Genomic DNA, 24,676 nt, shown 5'->3' on the forward strand with positions numbered 1-24,676 from the left:
ACTTGATTGAAGCATCAACAATAAGACTTCGATTAGGTGCCGTGTGGAGCGGTAGTTCAGTTGGTTAGAATACCGGCCTGTCACGCCGGGGGTCGCGGGTTCGAGTCCCGTCCGCTCCGCCACTTCTTCGAAAGCCTCGCTAGAAATAGCGGGGCTTTTTTGCGTTTAACGCTCCCGCAAGCCCTTTGGTCTCGAGTGATTTGCGGTACGGCCGACGACGGTACGTTAACCAATAAGTGCCAGCATTGCTTGCGTTAGGGGCTCTGTGGCTCGATTTTTCAGGCAACACAGCCCAAGTTCCATAGCGGCTACCGATTCGGATTTAAGGCGTTCTACTTTATCCTTCACCGGGCTGTTATCGATCACTACATCGGGGGCCACCCCGATGCCATATCCGAGCGCCACCATACTGACAATCGCTTCATGGCCGGCAATCTGGGCGTAAATATTCGGTCGGATGTGTTTGGCTGCCAGCCATTGGTTGGCCAGGGTCCGGGCAGTACCGGACTCGGGCAGGATCAAGGGCGTGTTGGCCCAGTCGACGTTCTCGCCGACAAAACTTGCCCCGGTTGGGTTAAATTTGGGCGCGATCACGGACAGGGAGACCCTGTCGATGGGTTTGAAGACCAGGGAGGCCGCCATCCTGTCTTCTTTCGCAGCAATGGCGATGTCTGCATTGCCATCTAATACCTTTTCAATCGCCTGGGCCGGGTCACCGGTGATCAGCTGAATTTCGATGTTGGGATACTGCTGGCGAAACCGTGCCAGGAGATCGGGCAGGTGACTGTAACTGGCGGTGACGGAGCAGAACAGCGTCAGCTTACCCTTGAGTAAGGCTTCATCATCTCGCAATGTTGTCTTGATGGTTTGCCAGTCTGAGACAATCTGCATCGCAACCGGGAGTAAGGTTTCACCGGCCGGCGTCAGGCTCACGGCTTTATTGTTACGGATAAACAGCGCCTGACCGATCTCATCTTCCAGCCGCTGAATAATGCGGCTCAAGGCCGAGGGGCTGATATGGACTGCGGCAGCCGTTTTGCTGAAGTTCCGGCTGTCACACAAATGCAGAAAATAATTGAGATGCTTAATATCCATTGCTCATCCATGTTGCAATAAATGCAAGTAGTGATTGTTAATATATCACTTTAGGCAATTTATACCCTGATCTATTATCAAATCAATGCAAAGGAAATCGATTTCTTTGCCACGGAATAAAGTCTTGATGGAGCATAAAAATGGCAAATTACTTCAATACCCTAAACCTACGCCAGCAGTTAGATCAGCTGGGCCGCTGCCGCTTCATGGATCGCGCTGAGTTCGCGACGGAAGCCGATTACCTGAAAGGCAAAAAGATTGTGATTGTCGGCTGTGGAGCCCAGGGCCTGAACCAGGGCCTGAACATGCGAGACTCGGGTCTCGATGTGGCGTATGCACTGCGTCAGGCGGCGATTGATGAGCAGCGTCAGTCGTACAAGAATGCGAAAGATAACGGGTTTGAAGTAGGGAGCTATGAGCAACTGATCCCGCAAGCTGATCTGGTGGTGAACCTGACCCCGGATAAACAGCACACCAACGTGGTGGAAACGGTGATGCCGCTGATGAAGCAAGGGGCGGCACTGGGTTACTCGCACGGTTTCAACATTGTTGAGGAAGGGATGCAGATCCGTCCGGATATCACAGTGGTGATGGTCGCACCGAAATGCCCGGGTACTGAAGTGCGCGAAGAGTACAAACGTGGTTTCGGTGTACCGACTCTGATTGCGGTTCACCCGGAAAACGATCCGCAAGGTGAAGGCCTGGAGATTGCCAAAGCCTGGGCAGCGGCGACCGGTGGTCATCGCGCCGGTGTGCTGGAGTCGTCTTTCGTCGCGGAAGTAAAATCTGATCTGATGGGTGAGCAGACGATTCTGTGTGGCATGCTGCAAGCCGGCTCAATTGTTTGCTACGAGAAAATGGTCGCCGAAGGCGTTGACCCGGGTTATGCCGGGAAACTGCTGCAATTTGGCTGGGAAACCATTACCGAGGCACTGAAGTTCGGGGGGATCACCCATATGATGGATCGCCTGTCGAACCCGGCTAAAATCAAAGCCTATGAGTTGTCTGAAGAGCTGAAAACCCTGCTGCGTCCGCTATACAACAAGCACATGGATGACATCATCGAGGGCGAATTCTCTGCCACCATGATGGCAGACTGGGCCAATGACGATGCGAACCTGCTGGGCTGGCGTGCGGAAACGGCGGAGACGGCGTTCGAGAACTACCCAGAGTCTGATGTGAAGATTGCCGAGCAGGAGTATTTTGATAACGGCATCCTGATGATCGCCATGGTTCGTGCCGGGGTTGAATTGGCGTTCGAAGCCATGACGGCTTCCGGGATTATTGATGAGTCGGCGTACTATGAGTCGCTGCACGAGCTGCCATTAATTGCCAATACCATCGCCCGTAAGCGCCTGTACGAGATGAACGTGGTGATCTCCGATACAGCGGAGTACGGCAACTACCTGTTTGCCAATGTCGCAACCCCGTTACTGCGTGAAAAATTCATGCCGTCCGTGAAGACCGATGTGATTGGTAAAGGCCTGGGCGAAACTTCAAATCAGGTCGACAACCAGCAGCTGATTGATGTGAATGAAGCCATCCGTAACCATCCGGTAGAGTGGATTGGCCAGGAGCTGCGCGGTTACATGACAGACATGAAGCGCATTGCGGTTGGTGACTAAATCGACTGTGGCTGACAACAGTGTCAGTCACAGTATCTTGGAAATGAAAAAGGCTTGGTGGAGACACCAAGCCTTTGTTGTATCTGGCCCTTGGATCGGGATTAGTCCTGATCGTTTTCGCCAAGTTTGGCTTCGAGTGCAGCCAGTTTCTGTTCTAATTCTGTCAGCTTCTGGCGGGTGCGTAGCAGCACCTGAGTCTGGACATCAAACTCTTCGCGGCTGACCACATCTAGTTTACTCAGCTGGCCCTGGATGACCTGACGCACTTTGTGCTCAACATCGTTGCCCAGCTCTTTGACCGGCTGCGGCATCGAATCGTGGATCTGTTTGGCGACCTGCTCAAGTTTCTTTGGATCAAACATCGCGGTGTTAACTCCGTAACGGCTTTGAATTTGTTGTCGTTATTTTATGCAAATCTGTCAGGGTTGTCGTCGACAATCGCAAATAAAAAAGGCCGCACGAGGCGGCCTTTCTGATTGCTGTTGATTAGACAACGTTTTGGGCTTTCAATGCATTGCGTGCTTCGTCAGCCCGTTTCAGCTTTTCCAGATCTTTGTCCTCGACAAAGATTGGCAGCGGCTTGTGAACGCTGGCCAGATAGGTATAGATCACAGGCAGTACGAACAGGGTAAACAGCGTCCCAATCGCCAGGCCGGAGACAATCACGATCCCGATACTAAAGCGCTGGGCTGCTCCGGCACCGGTGGCGTACAGTAGTGGGATCAGACCGGCAATCATCGCTGCCGTGGTCATCAGGATCGGGCGCAGACGAACCTTGGCCGCTTCCATGACCGCCGCCATACGATCTTTTTGACGGTGCAGCTGCTCTTCTTTCGCTACTTCACAGATCAGGATCCCGTGCTTGGTGATCAGGCCAATCAGGGTGATCAGGCCGACCTGAGAGTAGATATTCATCGAGGCTGCCCCCCAGGCCAGAGCGACTAGAGCACCACAGATTGCCAGCGGGACCGAGACCATGATCACCAGCGGGTCACGTAGCGATTCGAACTGAATCGCCAGCACCAGGAAGATAATGGCCAGCGCGAGCCCAAATGTGGTGTACAGGGCATTACCTTCGGTCACGTACTGACGAGACTCACCCATGAAGTCATACTGATAGCCGACCGGTAGTTTGCTGGCCGCATCATTGATGAACCAGTCGATGGCCGATCCCATCGCTGTACCTGGCATCGGAACGACACCAATGGTTGCTGAGTTCAGCTGGTTGAAGTGTGGCAGGGCGCGTGGTTCAGCCACAATGTCGATGGTGACCAGGCTGCCCAGCGGAATCGACTTGCCATCAGCAGCACGGACATAGAAGCCGTTCAGAGATTCCGGGTTAAGCCGGTATTTTCGCTCGACCTGCGGGATCACTTCATAGGAGCGGCCATCCAGATCTATCCGGTTGACGTAGCCGTCAGCCATCATGGTACTCAAGGTGATCCCGATATCCTGCATGGTGACACCGTATGCACCGGCTTTGTCTTTGTCGATGCGAATTTTCATTGTGGCCGAATCATAATTCAAATCAAGTTCGGAATAGACGAACATTGGACTTGACTGAACATCGGTCAGAATATCACTCGCGACTTGGAACAGGCTTTCAAACTGGTTTGGAGTGGTAATCACAAACTGCAACGGCAGCCCTGCACCTGCACCCGGCAGCTCCGACATTTGGAAGGCCGTGACCGACATCTCAGGGACGTCTTTAACCAGTCCGGTCACTCGCTGAACCACTTCTGCCTGGCTGGCTTCACGTTCACTCCAAGGCACCATGGAGGCAATCCCAAACGCCTGGTTAGAGGCCGGAACCCCTGAGAAAACCTGGGAGAAAGCCACTTCCGGCTGATCGGCCAGCATTTGGTTGACCTGGGCCATCGAGTTCTGGATGTAATCTAAGTTGGCATTGGACGGGGCTTTGCCCATCAACATCAGCACGCCTTTATCTTCTGCCGGTGCCAGTTCGCTTGGAATGAGCTTGAACAAGGCCGGCATACAGAGAAAGATCAGAAGACCGAATACAATCACGACTGGTCGATGCTGCATGATAGTCTTCAGCATTTTTTCGTAGCGATTGGCCATGCGGTCAAGGAAGTTATGGACGGACAGTTCAAACTTGCTCGGCTTTTCATTGGCCTTGAGCATTTTAGAACACATCATCGGCGACAGGGTCAGGGCCACGATCCCGGATACGAAGACCGCGCCTGCCAGCGTCAGGGCAAACTCCTTGAACAGGGAGCCGGTGATCCCGCCCATCATGGCTATCGGCGCATAGACCGCACCCAGCGTCAGAGTCATCGCAATGACCGGCACCGCAATTTCCCGGGTACCGATAATGGCGGCACGGAATGGGGATTCACCCAGCTTAATGTGACGGTCGACGTTTTCTAGTACGACGATCGCATCATCGACCACCAGGCCGATGGCCAGCACCATCGCCAGCAGGGTCATCAGGTTCCAGGAGAAACCGAAGCTCTGCATCACCATGGCAACGCCGATCAGTGACAGCGGAATGGTGATAATCGGGATAATCACCGCGCGGAAGGAGCCGAGGAACAGGGTGATCACCACCAGAACGATCAGCGCCGCTTCAGCAATGGTTTTGATGACTTCATTGATCGATTCATTGATCGCAATCGTCGAGTCATACAGCACATCCATCTGGATGTTGCTTGGCATGTTGCGCTGCAGCTCCGGCAGGAGGAGGCGCACATCGGCTGCGATGTTGATCGGGTTCGCACTTGGCGCGGCGTTGATTGCGGCCACTACGGCTTCACGGCCGTTGGCGGAAGCCCGGTAGGTATCGTGACTCTTCTCCAGGGTGACCTTGGCAATGTCGCCGAGGCGGATCACCTGACCTTGCTGCGTTGAGACCACCAGTTTTTCCAGGTCATTGGTATTGTCGACCTGGGTTTCTGCGGTGCCGTTGTACAGCACATATTCACCGATGGACTGACCGGTCGCCGACTGGTAGTTGTTGGCATTCAGGACACTCATCACGTCGGTGGCCGTCAGGTTGTAAGCGGCCATTTTGGCCGGATCCAGCCAGACGCGCAGGGCATATTTCATCCCGCCGTACAGATCAACTTTGGAGACCCCGTTGACGGTGAAGAACTGTGGGTTAATCACCCGCTCCATGTAGTCAGTGATCTGGCTTGAGGCCAGCTCGTCACTGGTAAAGCCGATGTACATGACCGCCGTGGTGGAGCCGGTCGACATGGTGACCGTCGGATCCTCGGACTCTTTCGGTAGCTGGGAGCGCACCGAGTTGGTCTTGGCCAGAATATCCGCCAGGGCGGCATTCGGATCGGTATTGAGCTTCATGGTGACCGTGATGGTCGAGCGCCCTAACACAGAGGATGACGTCATGAAGTCGATGTTATCGGCCTGCGCAATGGCCTGCTCCAGTGGCTGGGTGATAAAGCCCTGGATCAGGTCGGCACTGGCCCCGTAATAGCCGGTGGTCACGGTGACCACCGTATTGGTCATGTCCGGGTATTCACGGACCTGCATTTTGAAGATCGCTTGCAGGCCGAGCAGGGCAATCAGAAAACTGATTGAGACTGCCAGGACAGGACGTTTAATAAAAACATCAGTAAAACGCATTAATCCTCCGGATTATAGCATTGGGGTTTCAGCTGGCGCTTCCAGGGCATCGCTTTCGACGATACGTACCTTGGCATCATTGCTCAGACGCAGCTGGCCTGAAGTGACGACGGTATCACCGGCTTGAACGCCCTCAAGCACATGCACAGTCGAGCCTTTTCGTTCACCGGTTTTCACCACGGACTGACGCACGCGCAGTTCGCCCTGCTCGTTTTTGTTGACCAGGTAGACGTTATTGCCGTACAGGGTATAGGTAATCGCCGTTTGCGGAAGGATCACCTGGTTTTCCTGGGTCGGCAGGATGATATTTGCCCGGGCAAACATCCCGCTGCGCAGCTGACCGTTGTTGTTCGGGATATCGGCTTGGACCTGAACCAGACCACTCTGGAAGTTCACCGCAGGTTCAATGGCGCTGATTTTGCCGTTGAATGGGGTGTCCGGGTAAGCATCGACAAAAATTTCTACATCCTGGCCTAGGTGAATATCCGAAATGTCGGTTTGCGGTACGGTAAAGCGCAGGCGCATCAGGGTGGTGTCTTCCAGGCGCACAATGTCATCGGCGGGTTGGATATACTGGCCCAGGAAGACGTTACGCAGGCCGACCACACCGTCGAACGGCGCTTTGATAGTCCGGCGCTCAATGGTCGCTTTCAGGCTTTCGATATCCGCGGACAGAGAGTAGTAGGACGCTTCTGCATCGTCATAGGCTTCTTTGGAAATCGAGCCTTTTTTGTACAGACCCTGATAGCGGATATATTTGGCTTTGGCAGCCGGCAAGCGGGCTTCAGAGCTTTTCAGATTCGCTTTCTCCACCGAGGAATCCAGAAAGACCAGCGGCTGACCGGCTTTGACGGTGGCTCCGGACTCAAAGTCAATGCTGTCAATCACCCCGGAAACTTCCGTAGTAATGGTGACCCCTTGGTTCGGTTCGACAAAGCCGATCGCTTCAATCGTCGGTACCCAGTTGGTTGATTGCGTTTCAGTTACGGTAACGGGAAACTCCGGTTCTGGCATACTGGCAAATTTTGCCATTTTGTCTTTAATATCAAAATACTTATGAACAAACAAAGAGCCAAAGAGTATTCCCACGATTATCAACATGACTAGCCATGCTACCCATCTTTTCATTTTATTAGTGCTCCGGAGTTACTTGAGTGATGCTGTGTAATGGCATCCCAACAGGCTTCGAGGGCCGCATCTCGGCTTTTCTCGTCGACGTTCAGGACACCGGTAAGGTGTTTACGTGCCAGGCAAGCACTGGGTTCAAGGCTGAGCACACTGAGGATTTCGTTGTCGAGTGGCTTCAGCAGGCCCTGGGCTTTCCCTTCCTCAAACAGGCGATGCACTTTAGAAAACAGTTTTTGTTCCAGTTGCTGCTGCTCCCGGGTGTTGCGCCGGGGCAGGTTCTCAAACTGACCGCGATTGATCAGCGGGGCATCTTCCTGGTAAGCCATTGACCAGATATTCAGCCACATGGTACGGAAACGTTCTTTCAGTGGCATGTCATCAGTGACGTTCTGGGTGACCAGCAGGGCCACCCGGGACAAAATATGGTCGTAGAGCTGATGTAACAGGTCTTCTTTATCTTCGAAATAGCGATAAATGGTGCCGGTTGCGACCCCGGCTTCCCTGGCGACCATCTGCATGGACAGACCATGAAACCCATAGTCCGCCAATAACTTTTCAGTTGCGCGCATGATGCGGGCTTTCTTATCACACATAGACGGTTACAAATGTAAAAAAAGGTAGTGAATGAACGTTCATTCATTATTTTAAGCAGCCAAGTGTCTTATGCAAGCCATTTCTTACGTTCGCCCCGTTGAACTCCGGTCAGCCGTGCTCGTGCTTCCGGACTGAATAGACAAGCTGTGATAACTCGCTACAATGCGCCTGCTGATCTTTAAATGACCAACGATGACACAGGATACGCCGATGAAACTGAACCCAAGGCAAACCGAAGCAGTAAAATACGTGTCTGGCCCATGCTTAGTCTTGGCCGGTGCCGGTTCGGGCAAGACTCGGGTAATCACGAACAAAATTGCGTATCTGGTGCAGCAGTGTGATTATAAAGCCCGCAATATTGCGGCGCTGACCTTTACCAACAAGGCGGCGCGGGAAATGAAAGAGCGGGTCGGGCAGACGCTGGGCCGCCAGGAAGCCAAGGGGTTGATGGTATCGACATTCCACACCCTGGGGCTGAACATGATCCGCCGCGAATACAAAGCGTTGGGGCTGAAAGCCGGGTTCTCCCTGTTTGATGATCAGGATCAGATGGCGCTGCTCAAAGAGCTGACCGAGAAGCAGATCGACGGCGATAAGGATCTGCTCAAGCAGTTATTGTCGACCATCTCCAACTGGAAGAACGATATGCTGTCGCCGGCGGACGCCAAGGGGTACGCCAAGTCTGAAAAAGATCAGCTGTTTGCCTACTGCTATGAGATGTATCAAAAGCAGATGAAAGCCTATAACGCGCTGGATTTTGATGATCTGATCCTGATGCCGGTGCTGTTGCTGCGCGATAACCAGGAAGTGCGCCAGCGCTGGCAGAACCGGATTCGCTACCTGCTGGTGGATGAATACCAGGATACCAACACCAGCCAGTACCTGTTTGTGAAGCTGCTGGTGGGTGAGCGCTCACGGTTTACCGTGGTCGGAGATGACGATCAGTCGATTTATTCCTGGCGTGGCGCGCAGCCGGAGAATCTGGCGTTGCTAAATCAGGACTTTCCGTCGCTGAAGGTGATAAAGCTGGAGCAGAACTACCGTTCGACCAGCCGCATCCTGCGCAGCGCCAATATCCTGATTGCCAACAACCCACACCTCTTCGAGAAAACCCTGTTTTCGGAAATTCCCGATGGCGAGTTGCTCAAGGTGATCACTGCCAAAAATGAAGATCATGAAGCGGAGAAAGTGGTCGGGGAGCTGATTGCCCATCGCTTCCTCAACAACACTGCCTATAAAGACTATGCGATTTTGTATCGCGGTAACCACCAGTCGCGGCTGTTTGAAAAGGCGCTGATGCAAAACCGGATCCCGTACAAAATTTCCGGCGGCACCTCGTTTTTTGCCCGGTCAGAAATCAAAGACATCATGGCCTACCTGCGCTTGCTGACCAACCAGGATGACGACAATGCCTTCTTGCGCATTGTGAACACCCCGCGCCGGGAGATTGGCCCGGTGACGCTGGAGAAGCTCGGCACCTACGCCAACATGCGGGGCAAGAGCCTGTTCGAAGCCAGCTTTGAGATCGGCCTGGAGCAGCATCTGGGTGGGCGTGGCCTGGAATCCCTGCGTCGCTTTACCCGTTGGGTGGTTGAGCTGAGTGACAATGCTGAGCGCGGTGACACCGTTGCGGCGGTGCGTCAGTTGATCCGGGATATCAACTATGAAGATTGGTTGTACGAGAGTTCCGCCAGTCCGAAGGCTGCCGAGATGCGCATGAAGAATGTCTCCGACCTGTATAGCTGGATCACCGCTGACCTGGAGGGAGATAACTATGATCAGGAAGCCAAGAGCCTTAAAGAGGTGGTTCAGCGTCTGACCCTGCGCGATATGATGGAGCGGGGCGAGGACGATGATGATGCCGATCAGGTACAGCTGATGACGCTGCATGCGTCCAAGGGGCTGGAGTTCCCGTATGTTTACTTGATCGGGACGGAAGAAGGCATCCTGCCGCACCAGACCAGTATCGACGAGGACAATGTCGAAGAAGAGCGCCGTCTGGCCTATGTCGGGATCACCCGGGCACAGAAGGAGCTGACGTTTACCCTGTGTAAGGAGCGCCGCCAGTTTGGTGAGTTGCTGAAGCCGGAGCCGAGCCGGTTTCTTTATGAGCTACCGCAGGATGACTTGGATTGGGAAACAGAGAAAAAACCGATCAGCCAGCAAGAGCGAATGCAAAAAGGCCAGGCGCACATTGCCAATATCCGGGCAATGTTTAAGAAATAGCACTGTACCGCAGGCATAAGGCTGGTGATGTTTCTATCAAAAAAGGGTTGGCGGTAAGCCAACCCTTTTGCGTAGATGATCCTTGGACCGATGGGCGACGGCTTACAGGCCTTCAATCATGTGGTCGATCGCGGCAATGATTTCATCATCGCTACAGTTCATACAAGAACCTTTGGCCGGCATGGCATTGAAGCCGTGGATGGCGTGATCGGCCAGTACATCTTTCCCTTTAGCAATGCGTGGCGCCCAGTCATCGGCATTGCCTTTTTTTGGCGCACCCATCACACCGCTGCCGTGACAGGCAACACAGAACGTACCGTAAACAGCATCGCCTGTGCGCGGGCCGGCTGCGACGGCCTCACCTGCCGGTGCAGCCCCTTCCAGATAGACCGAGCCAACTGGCTTGATACGTTCTGCAATAGCTTCGTTTGACATATCTGCGGCCACGGCTGAGCCGGCAAAAGTCAATGCTGCTACTGCGGCTACGATTAGTTGTCGAAGAGATAATTCCATTGAGCTCACCTTACACTTCCAGATTCTTATGTGCGATTGCCACAGTCGTATTGCAAAAGTTGTTGTTAATCGTACTGTTGGGACAAGGCAGTGATTATGTAAAAGTTGTTTAAAATGTAAAAACCCGGTAATTATATCCCCTATTTTTAATGTGATAAACCAGATGCCTGTGTTTGTATGATACGAATCAACAGTTATTTGATTAGATTTGCAGCGAACGAGAAAAAAATTAAAAAAAAGACTAGACGAGACAGGGTGTGATCCGTAATATTCACCTCCGCCGATAGGGCGTGGCGCCCGTAGCTCAGCTGGATAGAGCGTTGGCCTCCGGAGCCAAAGGTCGAAGGTTCGAATCCTTTCGGGCGCGCCATTCCGGTCTAGGACGGCAAAGTAAAAAAAGTAACATTGGTGGCTATAGCTCAGTTGGTAGAGTCCCGGATTGTGATTCCGGTTGTCGCGAGTTCAAGTCTCGTTAGCCACCCCATTTTACAGCGGTATTGATTTATACTAATCAGTATCCAGGGGTGAAAACTCCATACAGAACAAAGTCGGTGAATAGCGCAGTTTGGTAGCGCATCTGGTTTGGGACCAGAGGGTCGGGGGTTCGAATCCCTCTTCACCGACCACTAACAATGGTGGCTATAGCTCAGTTGGTAGAGTCCCGGATTGTGATTCCGGTTGTCGCGAGTTCAAGTCTCGTTAGCCACCCCATTTTCAAGTCTTCGATGACGAAGCACTGTCGGTGAATAGCGCAGTTTGGTAGCGCATCTGGTTTGGGACCAGAGGGTCGGGGGTTCGAATCCCTCTTCACCGACCACCATTAGAAACCCTAGCTTTCGAGCTAGGGTTTTTTTCTATCTGGCGTTTGCTGTTTTGGTTACGGGCCGGGCCGGGATGCGTCGGGTCCGGAAGGCCGCCCCGTCCGAATCTCGCTTCACCGACTATCATGAGAAACCTGGCTTTCGAGCTAGGTTTTTTTTCTATCTGGCGTTTGTCGATACGATGGGTGATGGGCTGATATGTATGCCGCAGATCATCTGGCGTGATACAGCAGGGCCGCCATGTCATCCGGTCTTAATGACAAGATAAACAGTTGCTTATTATGAGGCTTTCTTGCGTGGGTAGCCCCGGATAACCCGATGGAGGCTGAGATGAGAAGCGCGCTTCTTCACACTTGACGGCGTTCAGCGGTCGATTGCTTGTGATCTGTGTCAAAACATGCCATTTCATTTCACGCATCAACAAGGTTGCTGGTGGTGGATCTTGCCGTATCTGTTGGGCTTCACATTAATTTTTTACTGGTTATTTTGTTTTTTTACTTCTAATCACTCTGTTTTAATCGGTATTTGTGGTTGATTGTGTTGTATTTGTTAAATTCTGAGTTTGTTGCTTTGCTGTTTTATGCAAATTGTTGGTGTGTCCGGGGCTTGGGGTTGATGGTCGCATGAGGGTATTTGGCTGATAATGTGGCGTTACTGTTAGGCTTTGGTTACGTATTTACACTTGTCTTGTTCGCTTGGTAAACATTGCCTGGATGATTATTTATTCGTGAAATATTCATTTTTTCAGATTTTCAGCATGTTTTGTTGATTTTTTGTGAAATCTTTGCCAAATTGTCTTCTGAACATATATTCAGCAAATTGTGCTGATTTTCGAAAGGATTCACTTTTTCAGACAGGGCAGAGCACTGCCAAGCAGTTGGGGTCTGGTAATGGCACTATTAGAAGTTAAAAATCTCCGCATCGAATATCCTTCCCGTCATGGGGTCCATGCTGCGGTGAAATCGCTGTCGTTTACGATTGAGCGCGGTGAAATTGTGGGTGTGGTCGGCGAATCGGGGGCGGGGAAATCAACGGTGGGCAACGCCGTGATTGATCTTCTGAGCCCGCCGGGGCAGATCGCCAGTGGCGATGTTTTTCTGGATGGCGAAAAAATATCCGGCTTGTCACCGGAGGAGATGCGCAAGGTCCGCGGCTCCAAAATCGGCTTTATTTTCCAGGATCCGATGACGTCGCTGAACCCGCTGTTTACGGTGGAACAGCAGCTGACCGAAACCATTCTGACTAATCTGGATGTCAGCAAGCAAGAAGCCTATACCCGCGCGGTCAGCCTGATGATGCAGGTCGGGATTCCGCAGCCGGAAGTCCGGATCAAACAGTATCCGCATCAGTTTTCTGGCGGTATGCGTCAGCGGGTGGTCATTGCGATTGCCTTGGCCGGTGAGCCGGATTTGATCATTGCCGATGAGCCGACAACCGCCCTTGATGTCTCGATTCAGGATCAAATCCTCAATTTGATCCGTGAGCTGTGCGTGAAGAAAAACGTCGGCTGTATGTTGGTGACCCACGATATGGGGGTGGTGTCGAACGTGACCGACCGGGTTGCCGTGATGTACCGCGGTGATTTGGTGGAAATCGGCAAGACGGCACAGGTGCTGGGCCAACCCTCCCATCCCTATACCCAAAGCCTGATCTCTGCAGTGCCGCGCTCTGATGTGAAATTGGATCGTTTCCCGCTGGTGAATTACATCGAAGAAGCCGGGGAAATGAGCAAGCTGGATGTGAAGAATCACTGGCTGGGGCAGAGCGAGGATCAGCGCCACTATACCGGGGCATTGCTGCAGGTCGAAAACGTTAATTTGCGCTTTGTCACTAAGCATTCGTTTTTTGAGAGCCGCCGCGAGTATGTCCAGGCTTCCAACAACGTCAGTTTTGAAATCTTTGAAGGGGAAACCTTCGGCCTGGTCGGGGAGTCCGGCTCCGGCAAATCCACCATTGCCCGGGTCATTGCCGGCCTGTACCCGCCGAACTCAGGCAAGGTGGTCTTTGAAGGCATTGATTTGACGGCGCTCAAGAGCGAGGCCGAGCGGCGTCCGCTGCGTCGTCAGATGCAGATGGTGTTCCAGAACCCGTACTCTTCAATGAACCCGCGGATGAAAATCGCCGATATTATCGCCGAGCCGATCCGTTTCCATCAGCTGACTGAAAATGATGCGCAAACCCGGCAAATTGTGAACGACCTGCTCGATCACGTCGGTCTGGGAAGCGCTGCCGGGGTGAAATACCCCCATGAATTTTCCGGCGGCCAGCGCCAGCGGATCTCGATTGCCCGCGCTCTGGCGACCCGTCCGCGTCTGTTGATTTGTGATGAGCCAACCTCGGCGCTGGACGTGTCGGTGCAGGCTCAAATCCTCAATTTGCTTAAAGATCTGCAAGACGAGCTGAACCTGACCATGCTGTTCATCAGCCACGACTTGCCGGTGATCCGCCAGATGTGTGATCGCATCGGCGTGATGCAGATGGGGACTTTGCTGGAAGTGGCGCCGACCGAGCAGCTGTTTAACTCGCCGCAACACGAATACAGCCAACAACTGATCTCCCTGATGCCGGAATTTAAAGGGATGAGTCAGGAAGGATTAAAATTAGCCTAACCCTGTTGCCCTGCCCGCAACCGGGTGGCAGGGAGCATAAACGACAAAAGCAAACACAATGATAAAGGGAGTGACCTCCCCGCATAAAGGAGCTATGCAATGAAAACCATCAAGACCAAGCTGGCTGTCGCCCTCATGGCTGCAGGCCTGAGCTTTAGTGCTGCTGCCGCTGATATTAAGGTCGCCTATGATGCTGACCCAGTCTCGCTTGATCCGCATGAGCAGCTATCCGGCGGAACGCTGCAAATGTCTCATATGGTCTTTGACCCGTTGGTACGTTATACCCAGGATCTGGATTTCGAGCCGCGTCTGGCACAGAGCTGGGAGCGTATTAATGATACAACGTTCCGTTTCTCACTGCGTAAAGGGGTGAAATTCCACTCCGGCAATGAGATGACTGCGGATGATGTGGTGTGGACGTTTAACCGTCTGAAGCGTTCTGCGGACTTTAAAGCGATTTTCGAACCGTACACCGAGATGAAAAAGGTCGACGCGTATACCGTTGAGCTGATCTCGAAAGGCCCTTATCCGCTGGTGCTGCAAACCGCAACCTATATCTTCCCGATGGACAGCAAGTTCTACAGCGGCCAAACTGCAGACGGCAAAGACAAGTCTGAGCTGGTGAAGCACGGTAATTCCTATGCTTCGACTCATGTCTCCGGGACGGGGCCGTTTATCGTGACGGCGCGTGAGCAGGGCGTGAAGGTCGAATTTGAGCGTTTTGCCGATTACTGGGACAAAGACTCAAAAGGCAATGTCGACAAGCTGACGCTGGTGCCGATCAAAGAGGATGCGACCCGTGTGGCCGCGCTGCTGTCCGGCGGCGTCGATATGATTTATCCGGTTGCGCCGAACGACCATAACCGCGTGAAGGACACCAAAGGCATCGATCTGGTGACCCTGCCGGGAACTCGGATCATTACCTTCCAGATGAACCAGAGCAGCAACGAAGCCCTGAAAGATGTGCGAGTGCGTCAGGCCATTGTGCATGCGATCAACCAAGAAGGCATCGTGAAGAAAATCATGAAGGGCTTTGCGACGGCAGCCGGCCAGCAAGGTCCGGAAGGGTATGCCGGGTATAACGCTGAGCTGGTGCCGCGCTACGATCTGAAAAAAGCCAAACAGCTGATGAAAGAAGCCGGTTACGAGAAAGGCTTCAAGCTGACCATGCTGGCACCGAACAACCGTTATGTGAACGACGCCAAAGTTGCCCAGGCAGTGGCTGCCATGCTGTCGAAAATCGGCATCAAGGTCGATCTGAAAACCTTGCCGAAAGCGCAGTACTGGCCTGAGTTTGATGTCTGTGCGGCGGACATGATGATGATTGGCTGGCACTCGGATACCGAAGATTCTGCCAACTTCACTGAGTTCCTGACCATGACCCGTAACGAAGAAACCGGTAAGGGCCAGTATAACTGTGGCTACTACTCGAACCCGGAAGTCGATCGTCTGGTTGAAGCGTCGAACGTCGAAACCGATCCGGCCAAGCGGTCGCAGATGCTGCAGAAAGTCGAAGCAACCCTGTACAACGACGCGGCGTTTGTCCCACTGCACTGGCAGAACCTGGCATGGGGCGCCAGTGAGAAGCTGCACATCAAACCGATTGTCAATGCGATGAACTATCCGTACTTCGGTGATCTGGTGGTTGATAAATAAGAAGGAACCCACCGGCGGTCCTCGCCGGTGAGATTCGGTGCCGGATGCTGCTCCGGCACCGATATTTAGGACGATAGAAGGGGCAAGGAATGTTTACGTTTCTGGTCAAGCGCCTGTTTCAGGCACTGATAGTGATGTTTGTGATCAGTCTGGTGGCGTTTGCCATTCAGGATAACCTGGGAGACCCGCTGCGCGAGCTTGTGGGCCAGTCGGTATCAGAAGCTGAACGTCAACAATTAAGGGATGAGTTGGGTCTCAATGATCCGTTTCTCACCAAATATACCCGCTTTTTGGGCAATGCGGTCCAGGGCGATCTGGGCACCTCTTACTTTTACAAGCGTCCGGCAACGGATGTGATCCTCGGCAAGCTGGTGGCCACGCTGGAGCTGGTCTTCGGCGCGACGCTGATCATCATCCTGGTGTCGATCCCGCTGGGCGTCTATTCGGCGATTCACCCGAAAAGTTTCTTTACCAAAGCTGTGATGGCTTTCAGTAGTATCGGGATTTCTATTCCGGTCTTTCTGACCGCGATCATGCTGATGTACGTTTTCTCGATTGAGCTTGGCTGGCTGCCGTCTTACGGCCGGGGAGAAACCCTTAATCTCCTGGGCTGGGACTCCGGCTTCTTCACCTTAGATGGCCTGAGCCACCTGGTGTTGCCGTGTATTGCCCTGGCGTCGATTATGCTGCCGCTGTTCATCCGCCTGGTGCGCTCCGAGATGCTCGAAGTACTGAGCTCGGAATATATTAAGTTTGCCAAGGCGAAGGGCCTGGCGATGAACAAAGTGTATTACCAGCATGCCCTGAAAAATACCATGCTGCCGGTGCTGACGGTGGGTGGGGTTCAAATCGGTACCATGGTGGCCTACACCATTTTGACGGAAACCGTCTTTCAGTGGCCGGGAATGGGCTTTCTGTTCCTGGAGGCGATTAACCGCTCCGATACGCCGTTAATCACCGCCTATGTAATTTTTGTCGGCCTGATCTTTGTGGTCACCAATACCATTGTTGACTTGCTGTATGGCCTGGTGAATCCGACTGTCAATCTGACTGGCAAAGGAGAGTAAGTCATGAGTAGTACGACAGTGACCACACCGAGCCGCTGGGAGCGGTTTAAAAATTCGGACTTTATGTATTATTTCCTGCGAGACAAAGTCGCGATGACCAGCTTTGCGGTCTTCCTGGTCTTTGTGCTTTCAGCAGTGTTGGCGCCGGTACTGGCACCGACGAACCCGTATGATCTGGCCGCCATTGATATCATGGATTCGGAGCTGCCGCCGTCCTGGATGGAAGACGGGGACAGTCGTTTCTGGTTGGGAACCGATAACCAGGGCCGCGATATCTTTTCGACGATCCTGTACGGTTCGCGCTTGTCGCTGACCATCGGCTTGCTGGCCGTGGCGCTTCAGATGGTTCTCGGGATTATCATCGGGCTGAGTGCCGGTTATTATGGCGGCCGGATCGATAGTTTCCTGATGCGTGTGGCCGATGTGCAGCTCTCTTTCTCGACCATGATGGTGGCGATTATCGTCTCGGCGATTTTCCGCACCGCGCTGGGGGCTGAGTTGTATGCCCAGTATGCGGTGGGGATGCTGGTGGTGATTATCGGGGTGGCTGAATGGCCGCAGTACGCCCGGACCGTCCGGGCTTCCGTGCTGGCGGAGAAGAAGAAAGAGTATGTAGAAGCTGCGCGGGTGATGGGCTTTAAAGCGCCGCGGATCATGTTCCGCCATATCCTGCCGAACTGCCTGTCGCCGATCCTGGTGATCTCCACCGTGCAGGTGGCCAACGCCATTATGTCGGAAGCGGCGCTGTCCTTCCTCGGGCTGGGCCTGCCGGTTGATCAGCCGTCGCTGGGTTCGCTGATCAGCATCGGCTTCAACTACATCTTCTCCGGCTCCTGGTGGATCACCGCCTTCCCGGGCCTGGTGCTGGTCACGCTGGTACTGGTGATTAACCTGCTCGGAGACTGGCTGCGGGATGTCTTCAACCCGAAAATCTATAAAGGGTAAGCGGATACTTCGCATGAAAAAGCGGCCGGATGGCCGCTTTTTTGTTGGGGGTTCATCAGTCTCAACTGAATATCACGTCCCTTATTGTTTTTGGTAGGACATGGTACTGATCACCTCACCGCTTGCGCTCAGCGTGCGGCGGTTCAGGATGCCCTGGTCCCAGTTCTCGCCGGCTGGAATGTATTCCCAGCGGTTGAATTTGATATCACCGTCTGGGCACACGTTCGGGTTACTTTCGTTGTCACACCAGCGAACTGTGGTGTTGAGCTGTGCCAGGGTTGCTTTTCTGTCATTGCCGGCGCCATTGGTGGTGAACCACCAGTAGTCCATCTTCGCCAAATCCGCATAGGTGTAGAGGGTGCTCTCCAGATCGGTTGGGGTGCAATCATTAAACTCCTGCCCACTGCTGACCACGCCCTGGTCGTTGAAGGTCATGGTCGCCACGGCGACGCCATTACACTTGGCGCTTGTTGACAGCACTTTCCAGGTGCCTTTGAAGTCAACATAGCGCTCGGCATCCGGGCCATCGACCAGATAGCTGAAGGCCAGCGAGTGAGAAATGCGCCCTGTGTGCTCGCCTTTGGTCATGGTGCGCTTTTTCACTTCGGTATACACGCCGGTGACGGCATCGTAGCTGGTCGAGAGGACATCTTTCTGCATTTCAGAACCATCCTGCGCATCGCTGTCATCATATTCGCCAGTGATGGTAAATCCGGTCAGCTTGGCTTCCGAGCAGTTTTGCTCGGCCATGCAGGCTAAAATACCACCGAATTTTGTCAGCTCGCTCCAAGGAAATGCTTCATCTTGCTCGGCAACTTTGTGTGGTGCCAGTAGGGAATAGCTGAACTTATTGCTGAGGTCGAACTGTGGGTTCGCCGTAACATTATCCTGCCCATCACAGGTCAATTTACCCGCTTGCTCGGCAAACTGACCACCATTCGTCAGGCAGGTCAGGTATTGGGCGGCCCAGCTTTCACTGATGGTGGAATCGTTTGAGCCCTTGAGCATGGTGAGCTGCTCGTCATCCAGGCGCAGCGTCGTGTGCGGCATCCCGCGGGTTGCGTGGAAAAGCTCCGGGCTCAGCAACTGATCGGCCTGCACGTAGAGACGCTCGGCGCTATCGGACGCATTTTTTGCTGTTAGCGTCGTATCAATGGTGCGCAGGTATTTACCGGAGCCTTTGTGCCAGTCGGTCAGCAACTCTTTACTGCCGCGCTCTAAGCCTGCCAGGGAGTTATTCAGGTGGCTCAGGGCTGCCTCTTCGCTGACCCAGTCTGTTGCGGACAGCTCATTTTTCAGCTTGTCAGCTGAAGCCAGGTCATGAAGTTGCACGTCATTGAGGGCAGCCAGCATCTGCGAGCCCGGGCTCTTGATGCTGTCTGGCAGGGTGATGGCACCATCGCCGGCGTTGTCCATGGTTTGAAGGATACGGGCCAGGTTCAGCGCTTTCTGGTAGTTGCCGGTCACTTCGAACGGTGAGGTGACTGCACGGGCCGATGTACTGCCAAGACGCAGACCGTTTTCACCACCCAAATAGAAGGTAATGGTGTCGCCCTCTGCCATCTCATAGGTGCCTTTGGCATCGGTCAAACCGGATTTGCCACTTGGTTTAGCAACGTAGTAAAGCCCTTCCACCGGCGCGTCGATGAACTGACCCTGAGAAACCGTGACCTCGGTTGTATTCGGTGCTGATGAAGAGCTCCCGCCACAACCGGCGAGGGTTAACGCTGCCACCAGAGACGTTGCTAAAACAGAGTATTTAAACTGCATTTCATTTCCTTTATTTGCATTATGAGAAAGACCAACCCAATCTTTATTCTTATTGACTGACTGGTTTATAAAGCAAATGCATATTCAATGAATGTCACTTGTTGATCAATGTCTCATTTTTGTGTCTGTGAGGTGGGGCAAAAAATTTATAAACCACAGTGAATTTCTGCTTTTGTTTTTTTTATGTGTTTTGAATTAAGTAGTTGCGGAGGATTGTTTACTCTAGGTTTGTGCGGTGATCAAATTTGTGCAGCGATCAAAAAAGCCAGCTGCAGGCAGCTGGCTTTGGCGGGACAAGGGTTTGGTGACCTTAGAAGATCAGGTGACCCATCAGTGCAATCACTGGCAGGGTGATCAGGGTCCGCAGGATGAAGATCAGGAACAGCTCCCACGGCTTAACCGGGATCTTACTGCCGATCAGCAGGGCACCGATTTCTGACATGTAAATCAGCTGCGTGACAGACATCGCCGCAATCACGAAGCGGGTCAGGTCGCTCTCGATGCCGGAGGCCAGAATCGACGGCAGGAACATATCGGCAAAACCGACCACAATGGTTTCAGAGGCGGCAGCCGCTTCCGGGATCTGCAGCAGTTCCAGGAACGGGATGAATGGCTTGCCCAGGATGCTGAACACCGGCGTGTTTTCCGCAATTATCAGGGCCACGGTCCCGATGGCCATCACCACCGGCAGGACGCCAAACACCATATCGACCGCGTTGTGGACACCTTCTTTGAGTACCTTGCGCAGGCTGGTGACTTCACTGGCTTTTTCCAGCGCTTGTTCCAGACCAAAACCAATCACGCTTTTGCCGGCCGGCACGGCTTCTAAATCTTCAGTCGGTGCGGTGCCATCAATGAAACGATCTTTTTTCCACGACAGCGGCGGCAGGCGCGGCACGATCACGGCAGCGACAAAACCGGCCAGACACACGGTCAGGTAGAAAGGCACAAACATGTGTTCCAGGTTGACCTGAGCAATGACCACCAGACTGAAAGTAATGGAAACTGCGGTGAAAGTGGTGCCGATCACCGCCGCTTCGCGTTCGGTATAAATCTTGCTTTCGTACTGCTTGCTGGTCATCAGTACGCCGACACTGCCGTCACCGAGCCAGGAGGCAATGCAGTTGACCGCCGAGCGACCCGGTAGGTTAAACAGCGGACGCATGATGCGGGTAAACAGCGCGCCGACAAACTCCAGCAGGCCGAAATTCAGCAGCAGCGGCAGCAGCAGTCCGGCAAAAATAAAGACGGACAGCAGCACAGGCAGCAGATCATTGAGCACCAGGCCACCGGTTGCGCCATCGTGGATCATTGCCGGGCCGACCTTGAAATAAGTCATCAGCACGAACAGCGCGCCAAGTTGCTGGACGACAAACCAAGGCAGGCTCGGATTGAACAGGCCGCTGAGGAACCGGTTGTCGAGAATGGCACGTGGCTTGAGGGTTTTTGTGAAAAGGGTTGCCACAGCTGCCAGGGTGATCACGAAGGTGACCATGGTGGTCAGCATGCCGTCAAACAGCGTCTGGACGGATTTGGCGAGGACCGCAATTGGGATGGTGAGCGCATCCTGGTATTGGATGGGCGCCATAAATAAAAATACCCCCAGGAAAGAGGGAATAAAGAACATCAGCCAGTTTGCTTTGCGTGAGGGTGATGTTGTGAGTGCCTGTTCCTGCATATTCGACCTTTAACGTACTGTTTTCGTTCAGAGTGGTGACTATTGTTATTATTGGTGGAATAAATATTCACTGATTTTCCATAATCACGTAGTGGAAGATTACATTTTTTAGCGGTGAAATGGAATAGTTCACGGTGTTTTCTGTGTTTTTATTCACTTTATGCTAAATTTGACTGTAATCACATCGCGCTAATGTTGACCTTTTGATAACAAATGATCAACAAGAAATTTATGATTACATCCAACCGAGATCATAGTTTTGATAACCTTGTCGTTATTTTTACGATTGCTGAGGTTTTGTTACCGCTGGTCGCAGGTGAGGAGGCCGTTGTTGGAAATGGACGAAATATGCGCATTTTTGCATTTGCTTCGCCAGTTTTAGCGTCGGATTTGTGCAATCAGTTGTTGAGGGCGGACGGGGAACGCAAGGGGATAGCTCGGGTAAGTATGCGCCAGCCCCCGGGCGGTCTAGTGCATCACACGGTGCAGCGCGGCTGATGGCGGTGCGATCTGCGGGAGGCCGGGTCCGCAAGGAGGCGGGGAACCGGCGATGGCACCCGGCATATTCAGCACATCTGCCGGGCTGCCCGCCATGGCCGGTTCTCGGGCAAGGTTATGCGCGCTCGGCCCGAATTATATTCCGGCGCTGGGTGCGCTGGGTGGAGTGCTCCGCGACCGTGACGGTAAAGTTGTTGGTCAGGGAGTGCAGTTTATCGCCCAGTTTGGTGATGTCGTTGCTCAAGATGGCGCAGAGCTCAATCACATTGCGGGTTTCTTCAAAACTGCTGTCCATTTGCTGGAAGTTGTCTGAAACGCTGGAGAGCACCCCGAGCTGTTCATGAATGGCATGGTCGATTTGGCTGACATGCGCTTCAATTGTGTGCATCGCCGTTTCAATATCTGCCCAGTTCGATTCGGTTTGGGTGACTTTGGCGGTACAGTCTTCGGTCGACACCAGGCCTTTTTCCATAATTAGCGACAGGTGGGAGGTACTGTTACTGATGTTGTTGACCATATTGGTGACATCGTCGGTAGACTCCCGGGTTCGGGCGGCCAGGCCGCGGACTTCATCCGCCACCACAGCAAATCCCCGGCCCATTTCCCCGGCTCGGGCGGCTTCAATCGAGGCATTCAGGGCTAGCAGATTGGTTTGTTCGGCAATGCCACTGATCACATCGACGATCCGGACAATTTCCTTGGCATCATTTTTCAACTGGACCACGGCGCTGGAAACATCGCCAATCTCCTGTTTGAGCTCCTGCATTTTCGCGACGGTGGTGCTGACGGCTTTGCGGCCATTGCTGACTTCGCTGGTGGCATTCTCGGCGGCGGCTTTGATGTTGCTCAGCTCGCTCTCGACCGTCCGGCTGGCGGCCAGCGACTGGGTCAGCCGCTCCCGGACCTGTTCGGACTGGATCTGGGTTTCATCGGCATAACGGGACAATGAGGTGTTGATGTCCCGGACATCCTCAGACATCGGTTTCATCCGGGCGACGGCATCGAGCAGGCCGGAGAAGGTTTTATCCAAATAGCCAATGAAGTGATTGACGCCTTTTGCCAGCACGCCCAGTTCATCGTTGCGGGTGTCTTTCAGGCGATAGCTCAGATCGCCGGTCCCGGAGGACAGCCCGCTGACCGTGTGGACCATCTCCCGCAATGGAGAGGAGATGGTCCGGGCCAGTAACCAGCCGACCAAACCGCTGATGATCACTGCGCAAACCAGCATTCCGGCCAGGGTTTGCATGGTTTTGCTTTGCAGGCGGGTGGCCAGAAGCAGGGCCTCACTTTCATCAACTTCACTCAGAATGGCCCAATTCAGCCCCGGGATATCGAGCGGTTGGAAGGCAGCCAGCACCTCGTGTCCTCGGTAATTTACAAAGGAATCAAAGCCGGTTTGTCCGGCCAGGGCATTGCGGCTGCCCTGGGTGCTGATCGGCTGGAGTCCCATGGTGGTTTTCTTGGCGGTCATCTTGGCAATGGTGGCCTCTGACAGTCCGGTATTTTGCATGAGCGTGGCATAGCCGACCGGGTCTTCAATCAGGAAACGGCTGTCCGAGCGCATCAGCTCGTCATCGCCGATCAGATAGGTCTCACCGGATTCCCCGAAGCCGGTCTCTTCCCACTGATGGTCGTGGGTCATGATGGCATTGAGCCGCTCGACCGGCATCTGGAAGATCAGCACGCCAATCAGGTTGCCGTGATCAACAATCGGTGCGCTGATAAATGCTGCTTCGGCGTTGTAGGATGGTAAATAGGGTTGAAAGTCGGTCAGGGAGGCGGTTTGCGAATTCAGGGCTTGGCGGAAGGCTTCGCTCAGGCCGGTATTGGCATACGGGCCGTTTTTCAATGAGGTCGCAAAATCCAGCTCTTTAAAGACTGAGTACACCACATGGCCGGAGGTCGGCTCGACCAGGAAAATATCGTAATAGCCGAAGGTTTGTAAAAATTCGCGGATCACCGGATGGTATTTGGCATGTACCCCGGCATAGGCCGATGATTCGTCGAGCTGTGTCAGTTCATCTTTCGCACCCAGCGGAGCCGGGTTACGGGCAATAAAAGCCGACTGGAATGACAGCGCCAGGTCGGATAATCCGGAGAGCATCTGGCTGACGTTGGCGGTACTGCCCGGGTTCAGGGCGGTGAACTGGCGGGAAAACTGGTTTTGGTAGTAGTCCGTCAGCGCCGGATCGGCGGTTTGGGTGATGGGCCGCTGAAAGAAGGCCTGGGTAAATGCCTGCATGGCCTCGATATACATCAGGTTGTCTGAGGCGGTGTTTATTTGGCCGTAAGCCGTCGAAAAATAGTTCTCAACCTGCATCGCAGCCTGATTTCGGCTGGCGACCAGCTGGTTTTGCGCATTGGCCAGCAAGAGTTGCCGCGCCTCGTTGAGGGTCAGCGAGCCGAGGATCAGGCTACTGGCGATGACAAAGGTAATAGCCAGGGCTGTGGTACTGAACAGCAGTTTTGATTGTAGCTTCATCACTCGATCCATGAATGTAGAAAAACAATGCGTTGATACTAGATTAGCATGCAGGCTCATATGTGCTGTTTCGAGTAGATAAATCCCCGCAATATTTCACGCCGTAGATTCAAATATGAGATCCCGAGCAAGATGTTGAATGATAAGCCTGAATTAGCTTTTCGCCGGGTGCGCGCCAGGGCGTTGCCGGGCGGGTGTTTACGGGGGAGTGGCCGTGGGTGAATTGGGATATTTACCGGACAAGCCGATCGCAGAACAAGGTTCGCCAGGAGGAAGCGATAGCAGTGATTTACGGGGGATTTGCAAGGAGATAGCCGGAGTGATTGGGGAAAGCACAGGGCGCAATGATCGCGCGCCCTGTGT

The 24,676-nt window shown here is 53.5% G+C and carries 16 protein-coding genes and 6 tRNA genes; 13 read left to right on the forward strand and 9 right to left on the reverse strand.

What is annotated here, in order from left to right; genetic code table 11:
- The first annotated feature begins 45 nt into the window (after window positions 1–45).
- Window positions 46–122 (forward strand) — tRNA-Asp (locus VV869_RS10385).
- Window positions 123–225: 103 nt separating this feature from the next.
- Here VV869_RS10385 and ilvY read toward each other — a convergent pair.
- Entirely contained in the window at window positions 226–1,095 is an 870-nt protein-coding gene (gene ilvY / locus VV869_RS10390) for an HTH-type transcriptional activator IlvY (protein ID WP_337734874.1), read from the reverse strand.
- Between the two features lie 140 nt (window positions 1,096–1,235).
- Here ilvY and ilvC point away from each other — a divergent pair, with 140 nt between their 5' ends.
- Window positions 1,236–2,720, forward strand: coding sequence for a ketol-acid reductoisomerase (gene ilvC / locus VV869_RS10395; protein ID WP_337734875.1), 1,485 nt, complete (start codon window positions 1,236–1,238; stop codon window positions 2,718–2,720).
- 101 nt (window positions 2,721–2,821) lie between these two features.
- Here the strand turns inward: ilvC and ubiK are convergent, their stop codons facing one another.
- The 4 genes from ubiK to VV869_RS10415 all read right to left on the reverse strand — a co-directional run bounded on the left by ubiK (window position 2,822) and on the right by VV869_RS10415 (window position 8,023).
- Window positions 2,822–3,082 carry a ubiquinone biosynthesis accessory factor UbiK gene (gene ubiK / locus VV869_RS10400; RefSeq protein WP_261601372.1) on the reverse strand — a complete coding sequence of 87 codons (261 nt, stop codon included), beginning with the start codon at window positions 3,080–3,082 and terminating at the stop codon, window positions 2,822–2,824.
- A 124-nt stretch (window positions 3,083–3,206) separates the two neighbouring features.
- A complete protein-coding gene (locus VV869_RS10405; RefSeq protein ID WP_337734876.1) occupies window positions 3,207–6,326 on the reverse strand; it encodes a multidrug efflux RND transporter permease subunit in 3,120 nt (1,039 codons plus the stop codon).
- A 12-nt stretch (window positions 6,327–6,338) separates the two neighbouring features.
- On the reverse strand, window positions 6,339–7,454 hold the full coding sequence (locus VV869_RS10410; protein WP_337734877.1) for an efflux RND transporter periplasmic adaptor subunit: 1,116 nt from the start codon (window positions 7,452–7,454) through the stop codon (window positions 6,339–6,341).
- Window positions 7,451–8,023 carry a TetR/AcrR family transcriptional regulator gene (locus tag VV869_RS10415; RefSeq protein WP_337734878.1) on the reverse strand — a complete coding sequence of 191 codons (573 nt, stop codon included), beginning with the start codon at window positions 8,021–8,023 and terminating at the stop codon, window positions 7,451–7,453. The genes VV869_RS10410 and VV869_RS10415 overlap by 4 nt, the downstream gene beginning before the upstream one ends.
- A 235-nt stretch (window positions 8,024–8,258) precedes the next feature.
- Between VV869_RS10415 and rep the strand changes: the two genes are divergently transcribed.
- Window positions 8,259–10,274 carry a DNA helicase Rep gene (rep, locus tag VV869_RS10420; RefSeq protein WP_337734879.1) on the forward strand — a complete coding sequence of 672 codons (2,016 nt, stop codon included), beginning with the start codon at window positions 8,259–8,261 and terminating at the stop codon, window positions 10,272–10,274.
- A gap of 102 nt (window positions 10,275–10,376) precedes the next feature.
- On the opposite strand, the gene VV869_RS10425 is transcribed toward rep, so the two are convergent.
- On the reverse strand, window positions 10,377–10,787 hold the full coding sequence (locus VV869_RS10425) for a c-type cytochrome (RefSeq protein ID WP_337734880.1): 411 nt from the start codon (window positions 10,785–10,787) through the stop codon (window positions 10,377–10,379).
- Window positions 10,788–11,080: 293 nt separating this feature from the next.
- Between VV869_RS10425 and VV869_RS10430 the strand changes: the two genes are divergently transcribed.
- From VV869_RS10430 to VV869_RS10470, 9 genes are all read left to right on the forward strand, one after another.
- Window positions 11,081–11,157, forward strand: a tRNA-Arg gene (locus VV869_RS10430).
- 38 nt (window positions 11,158–11,195) lie between these two features.
- Window positions 11,196–11,271 (forward strand) — tRNA-His (locus VV869_RS10435).
- Window positions 11,272–11,336: 65 nt separating this feature from the next.
- Window positions 11,337–11,413 (forward strand) — tRNA-Pro (locus VV869_RS10440).
- 9 nt (window positions 11,414–11,422) lie between these two features.
- Window positions 11,423–11,498: transfer RNA gene (locus VV869_RS10445), tRNA-His, on the forward strand.
- 29 nt (window positions 11,499–11,527) lie between these two features.
- Window positions 11,528–11,604 (forward strand) — tRNA-Pro (locus VV869_RS10450).
- Window positions 11,605–12,498: 894 nt separating this feature from the next.
- Window positions 12,499–14,217, forward strand: coding sequence for an ABC transporter ATP-binding protein (locus VV869_RS10455; protein WP_337734881.1), 1,719 nt, complete (start codon window positions 12,499–12,501; stop codon window positions 14,215–14,217).
- A gap of 99 nt (window positions 14,218–14,316) precedes the next feature.
- Complete coding sequence (locus VV869_RS10460) at window positions 14,317–15,873, forward strand: ABC transporter substrate-binding protein (protein ID WP_337734882.1); 1,557 nt, start codon at window positions 14,317–14,319, stop codon at window positions 15,871–15,873.
- Between the two features lie 89 nt (window positions 15,874–15,962).
- Window positions 15,963–16,940: an ABC transporter permease gene (locus VV869_RS10465; RefSeq protein WP_337734883.1), complete on the forward strand. Its 978-nt coding sequence runs from the start codon at window positions 15,963–15,965 to the stop codon at window positions 16,938–16,940.
- Between the two features lie 3 nt (window positions 16,941–16,943).
- A complete protein-coding gene (locus tag VV869_RS10470) occupies window positions 16,944–17,885 on the forward strand; it encodes an ABC transporter permease (RefSeq protein ID WP_337734884.1) in 942 nt (313 codons plus the stop codon).
- Window positions 17,886–17,966: 81 nt separating this feature from the next.
- Here VV869_RS10470 and VV869_RS10475 read toward each other — a convergent pair whose 3' ends face one another.
- Window positions 17,967–19,655 (reverse strand): hypothetical protein, encoded by a 1,689-nt coding sequence (locus VV869_RS10475; RefSeq protein ID WP_337734885.1) that lies wholly within the window; start codon window positions 19,653–19,655, stop codon window positions 17,967–17,969.
- A gap of 310 nt (window positions 19,656–19,965) precedes the next feature.
- The gene (locus VV869_RS10480) at window positions 19,966–21,333 is read right to left on the reverse strand and encodes a YjiH family protein (protein WP_337734886.1); all 1,368 of its coding nucleotides are present in this window, start codon (window positions 21,331–21,333) and stop codon (window positions 19,966–19,968) included.
- Between the two features lie 213 nt (window positions 21,334–21,546).
- Here VV869_RS10480 and VV869_RS10485 point away from each other — a divergent pair, with 213 nt between their 5' ends.
- Window positions 21,547–21,831 (forward strand): hypothetical protein, encoded by a 285-nt coding sequence (locus VV869_RS10485; protein ID WP_337734887.1) that lies wholly within the window; start codon window positions 21,547–21,549, stop codon window positions 21,829–21,831.
- Between the two features lie 115 nt (window positions 21,832–21,946).
- Here VV869_RS10485 and VV869_RS10490 read toward each other — a convergent pair whose 3' ends face one another.
- Window positions 21,947–24,313 (reverse strand): methyl-accepting chemotaxis protein, encoded by a 2,367-nt coding sequence (locus VV869_RS10490; RefSeq protein ID WP_337734888.1) that lies wholly within the window; start codon window positions 24,311–24,313, stop codon window positions 21,947–21,949.
- Window positions 24,314–24,676: the final 363 nt, after the last annotated feature.

Source organism: Photobacterium sp. MCCC 1A19761 (assembly GCF_037389125.1).
In the GTDB taxonomy this organism is placed as follows: domain Bacteria; phylum Pseudomonadota; class Gammaproteobacteria; order Enterobacterales; family Vibrionaceae; genus Photobacterium.

Coding starts and splice junctions, on each gene's coding strand:
- ilvY (WP_337734874.1), bottom strand. CDS start 1,095: ATGGATATTAAGCATCTCAATTATTTTCTGCATTTGTGTGACAGCCGG.
- ilvC (WP_337734875.1), top strand. CDS start 1,236: ATGGCAAATTACTTCAATACCCTAAACCTACGCCAGCAGTTAGATCAG.
- ubiK (WP_261601372.1), bottom strand. CDS start 3,082: ATGTTTGATCCAAAGAAACTTGAGCAGGTCGCCAAACAGATCCACGAT.
- VV869_RS10405 (WP_337734876.1), bottom strand. CDS start 6,326: ATGCGTTTTACTGATGTTTTTATTAAACGTCCTGTCCTGGCAGTCTCA.
- VV869_RS10410 (WP_337734877.1), bottom strand. CDS start 7,454: ATGAAAAGATGGGTAGCATGGCTAGTCATGTTGATAATCGTGGGAATA.
- VV869_RS10415 (WP_337734878.1), bottom strand. CDS start 8,023: ATGCGCGCAACTGAAAAGTTATTGGCGGACTATGGGTTTCATGGTCTG.
- rep (WP_337734879.1), top strand. CDS start 8,259: ATGAAACTGAACCCAAGGCAAACCGAAGCAGTAAAATACGTGTCTGGC.
- VV869_RS10425 (WP_337734880.1), bottom strand. CDS start 10,787: ATGGAATTATCTCTTCGACAACTAATCGTAGCCGCAGTAGCAGCATTG.
- VV869_RS10455 (WP_337734881.1), top strand. CDS start 12,499: ATGGCACTATTAGAAGTTAAAAATCTCCGCATCGAATATCCTTCCCGT.
- VV869_RS10460 (WP_337734882.1), top strand. CDS start 14,317: ATGAAAACCATCAAGACCAAGCTGGCTGTCGCCCTCATGGCTGCAGGC.
- VV869_RS10465 (WP_337734883.1), top strand. CDS start 15,963: ATGTTTACGTTTCTGGTCAAGCGCCTGTTTCAGGCACTGATAGTGATG.
- VV869_RS10470 (WP_337734884.1), top strand. CDS start 16,944: ATGAGTAGTACGACAGTGACCACACCGAGCCGCTGGGAGCGGTTTAAA.
- VV869_RS10475 (WP_337734885.1), bottom strand. CDS start 19,655: ATGCAGTTTAAATACTCTGTTTTAGCAACGTCTCTGGTGGCAGCGTTA.
- VV869_RS10480 (WP_337734886.1), bottom strand. CDS start 21,333: ATGCAGGAACAGGCACTCACAACATCACCCTCACGCAAAGCAAACTGG.
- VV869_RS10485 (WP_337734887.1), top strand. CDS start 21,547: ATGATCAACAAGAAATTTATGATTACATCCAACCGAGATCATAGTTTT.
- VV869_RS10490 (WP_337734888.1), bottom strand. CDS start 24,313: ATGAAGCTACAATCAAAACTGCTGTTCAGTACCACAGCCCTGGCTATT.